Genomic DNA, 3,320 nt, shown 5'->3' on the forward strand with positions numbered 1-3,320 from the left:
TGGCGGCGTGGGCCCGGAAGGACCGGGTGGCCTTCCGGGAGAACCCGTGGATGCTGGAGCTGCGCCTGTCCGTGCGCGAGTTCGGCCCGTCCACGCTGACCTGGTTGGACTCGGCACTGCGGATCTTCGACGGCACCGACCTCAGCGCGCAGACCCGGCTGGACATGATCGACGCCCTGGACTCCTACGTGCGCGGAGCCGCCACGGTCGCGGCGCAGAGCACCTTCGAGGAGGGCGAGGGCGGCCCGATGGGTGATCGGGGCCAGCAGGTCGAATCGGCCTACCGGAACGCCGAAACCCTTCGGTGGGCCCTCTCCCGGGGAGGCGTACCGTTCGGCGGGACGCGGTTCGAGTTCGGACTGCGTTCCCTGCTCGCCGGGTTCCGGGCGATCGCCGAAGAGGAGCTCGCCGGCCGCGAGGACGGGTGAGCCTCAGGGGCGCCAGTCCCGGTTGATCCGGTGGAAGAGGTGGTGGTCGCGCCACTTCCCGGCGATCCGCAGGTACTCCGGGGCCACACCGAACCGGGTGAAGCCATTGCGCTCCAGGACACGTTGGGACGCGGCGTTCTCCGGAAGCGTCTCGGCCTGGAGCCGGTGCAGGTGCAGCTCGCCGAAGGCCAGTTCGACCACCTCGGCGACCGCCCTCGTGGCGATACCGCGCCCGTTGCTGTCGGCCGCCACCCAGTAACCGACGGCCGCCGACTGCAGTCCGCCCCGGGTGATCCCGCTCAGGTTGATCCGGCCGACGATACGTCCACCGTCGACGATCGCGAGCGGCAGGCGCCGCCCGTTCGCGTGCTCCACGAGCGCGCTCTCCAAAAGCGCGCGCTGCACGGCGACGGTGAAGTACTCCTCGTCGTGCAGTGGCTCCCAGGGGGCGAGGAACTCCCGGTTGTCGAGCAGCAACGCGGTCAGTTCCTCCGCGTCGTCCACCGTCACCGGCCGGGTCGTCTCCACTGGCGCTCCTAGGTCGTGTGCCACCGGCGAACACCCACGAGCCCGGCGCCCACCGAACTCAGGACTCTAGCCCGTCCCCGGGTCTCGCCGACTCCGAGGCCCACCACCCGAGCCGCGTCCCGCGCCGCCGCCGCGCACCTGGTGGATCGGCCGACCCACGAACGGCCCCCGGAAAACGGCTTTCCCGGATCGGAGCCGCGTGAGAGGTTGGGCCCATGCCCGATCTCCGCCGTGACCTGCTGCGCGACCAGTACGACATGACCTGGGCGCTGTTCGAGTACCACCTGGGCCTCCTGGGACCACAGGACCACCTCTGGGAGCCCGCCCCGGTCTGCTGGACCGTGCACCGCCGGGCCGACGGCCGGTGGCTTCCGGACTGGGCCGAGACCGAACCCGACCCGATCCCGGTACCGACGATCGCCTGGGTCACCTGGCACATCGGTTGGTGGTGGTCGGTCACCCTCGACCACGTCCTGGAGCGCCCGGTTCGGGAACGCACCGAGGTGACCTGGCCGGGCGAGGAACGCGCCGTGCCCTGGCTGCGCGAGCTGGGATCGGAGTGGCGCGAGACCCTCGACGGGCTCGACCTCGACGCGCCCACGGCCTTCCCCTGGCCGGAGGGGCGGACCCGGGCGGACACGGCCTGGTGGGTCAACGCCGAACTCATGAAGAACGCCGCCGAGATCGGGCAGTTGCGAATGCTGCGGGCCGCCGGAGGTTGAACGTCCTCAACGCCGGCCGGGCACGAGGAACCTGCTGATCCGGGAGACTCCGGCCTCCAAAGGTCCCCGACCCACCGCGCTCCGCCACAGGAAGGCGCCGACCACCGCGAACACGAAGGAGAGCTCCGAGAGATGGTCGTTGATCCACAGCGCCATCCGGGCCGATTCCAGGTCGACCGTCTCCTGCCAGGCCAGGGCCAACGCGTGCAACACGTAGATGGTCAGGGCCAGGGCGCCGGCGGCGGTGAAGGGCGTGACCAGCCGGGGCAGTCGTTCGGCCACGTACAGACAGCCGACGAGCAGCACCATGGACACCCCGATCCCACCGAGGACCTCGGGGGTCGTCGAGGTGTGCGACATGCTGCTGAGCAGGCGGCGGGCGTCGTCGGTGGGCAGTGGCCCGGAGATCTCCTCACGCGTCCCCAGTTCCCACACCAGTCCCCAGGTGTCCCAGGCGTGCCAGGAACCTCGGTAGGCGATGAAGGCGATGACCATCCCCGCGCAGGCCAGACGCAGGCGCACGATCTGCGAACGCAGGTCGAGTCGGCCCACGGCGATCCCGGCCAGCACCGCCGCGAGACAGCCGAGCGCCGGGTAGAAGCCGTACACCAGCAGCTCCAGCAACCCCTGGTCCACCAGGATCTGGGCGGGATCGACGTCGTTGAGGGTGAGCGTGAAGTGGGCCATCCAGCCGCCGTTCTCGCTGGACCTGCGCAGTACGAACAGCAACTGCGGGCCGATGACCAACGCCGCCAGTGCCACGATGGCGACCCGGTCCGCGGCCATGCGCAGGAACGGCAGCGCCATCAGGAAGTAGAGGCCGTAGTAGGTGATGATCACCGTCAGATGGGACCCGGATGCGACGATGACGGCGTTGAGGGACCAACCGATGAGCATCAGCACCGCCCCGCGTACCGCCACCCGACCGGCGGTGGTACGCCCCATGGCACCGGTGTGCGGTTCCCGCCCACCGGACAGCAGAGCGAGCGAGATACCGGCCACGAAGGCGAAGAGCAGGGTGGAACGTCCCCAGGCGTACTGCTCGACGAGTCGGGCCACGGGGTGCTCGGGTTCCAGGAACGGGACTCCGAAGTGAACGGCCAGCATGCCCGCGATGGCCACCCACCGGGCCAGGTCGACCCCGTCCAGGCGGCCTTCGCCGTTCGTGGGGGTGGAGGAGGGCCGCGGCTCGGCGGGCTCCCGGCGCTCGGAGCCCTCGTGGGGGTGGCTCATGGGTCTCTCGGATGGGTTGGGCGCAAAGTGGTCGAACCGTAACACACCGACCGAATGAGCTTCGGTTTCGTGTCCCATTGAGCAGGTGAACAATGACATAGCGGCGGCACGGAAGAAATCGCGGTGAACTATCGTCACTTCAGTGGGGACCTACCGACGGGTATGAGGGGTCCTGAGACCCGTACCCGTCCGAGGACGAACACCTGGAGAGTGCACAGTGCGACACCGAACCCGGGCCGGGAACACCCGGCCGACCACCGTGGAACCACGGTGACCGCCGGGATCGAGGTGCGCGGCCTCACCAAACGACACCCGGGCGCCCGCCCGGACCGCCCCGCGCTCCAGGACATCGAACTACGGATCCCCCACCGCCAGTTCGTCAGCCTCATCGGCCCCAGCGGCTGCGGCA

The 3,320-nt window shown here is 69.9% G+C and carries 4 protein-coding genes and 1 pseudogene; 3 read left to right on the top strand and 2 right to left on the bottom strand.

Going from position 1 to position 3,320, the window contains the following annotated elements:
- The coding region (locus K8V84_RS02375; RefSeq protein WP_304069743.1) for a TetR/AcrR family transcriptional regulator C-terminal domain-containing protein at positions 1-428 on the top strand (428 nt) is incomplete at its 5' end.
- A gap of 3 nt (positions 429-431) precedes the next feature.
- On the opposite strand, the gene K8V84_RS02380 is transcribed toward K8V84_RS02375, so the two are convergent.
- On the bottom strand, positions 432-956 hold the full coding sequence (locus K8V84_RS02380; RefSeq protein ID WP_304069744.1) for a GNAT family protein: 525 nt from the start codon (positions 954-956) through the stop codon (positions 432-434).
- Between the two features lie 215 nt (positions 957-1,171).
- On the opposite strand from K8V84_RS02380, the gene K8V84_RS02385 reads away from it, so the two are divergent.
- The gene (locus K8V84_RS02385) at positions 1,172-1,678 is read left to right on the top strand and encodes a DinB family protein (RefSeq protein ID WP_304069745.1); all 507 of its coding nucleotides are present in this window, start codon (positions 1,172-1,174) and stop codon (positions 1,676-1,678) included.
- Between the two features lie 6 nt (positions 1,679-1,684).
- On the opposite strand, the gene K8V84_RS02390 is transcribed toward K8V84_RS02385, so the two are convergent.
- Positions 1,685-2,911 carry a heparan-alpha-glucosaminide N-acetyltransferase domain-containing protein gene (locus tag K8V84_RS02390; RefSeq protein ID WP_304069747.1) on the bottom strand — a complete coding sequence of 409 codons (1,227 nt, stop codon included), beginning with the start codon at positions 2,909-2,911 and terminating at the stop codon, positions 1,685-1,687.
- A gap of 270 nt (positions 2,912-3,181) precedes the next feature.
- Here K8V84_RS02390 and K8V84_RS25810 point away from each other — a divergent pair.
- Positions 3,182-3,320, top strand: a pseudogene (locus tag K8V84_RS25810) (ABC transporter ATP-binding protein); the annotation flags it as partial.

Source organism: Nocardiopsis listeri, assembly GCF_020741345.1.
Taxonomy (GTDB): Bacteria; Actinomycetota; Actinomycetes; order Streptosporangiales; family Streptosporangiaceae; genus Nocardiopsis; species Nocardiopsis listeri_A.

Bases quoted from the DNA above. Each gene is read 5' to 3' on its own strand.
- K8V84_RS02385 (WP_304069745.1), top strand. From the start codon at position 1,172: ATGCCCGATCTCCGCCGTGACCTGCTGCGCGACCAGTACGACATGACC.
- K8V84_RS02390 (WP_304069747.1), bottom strand. From the start codon at position 2,911: ATGAGCCACCCCCACGAGGGCTCCGAGCGCCGGGAGCCCGCCGAGCCG.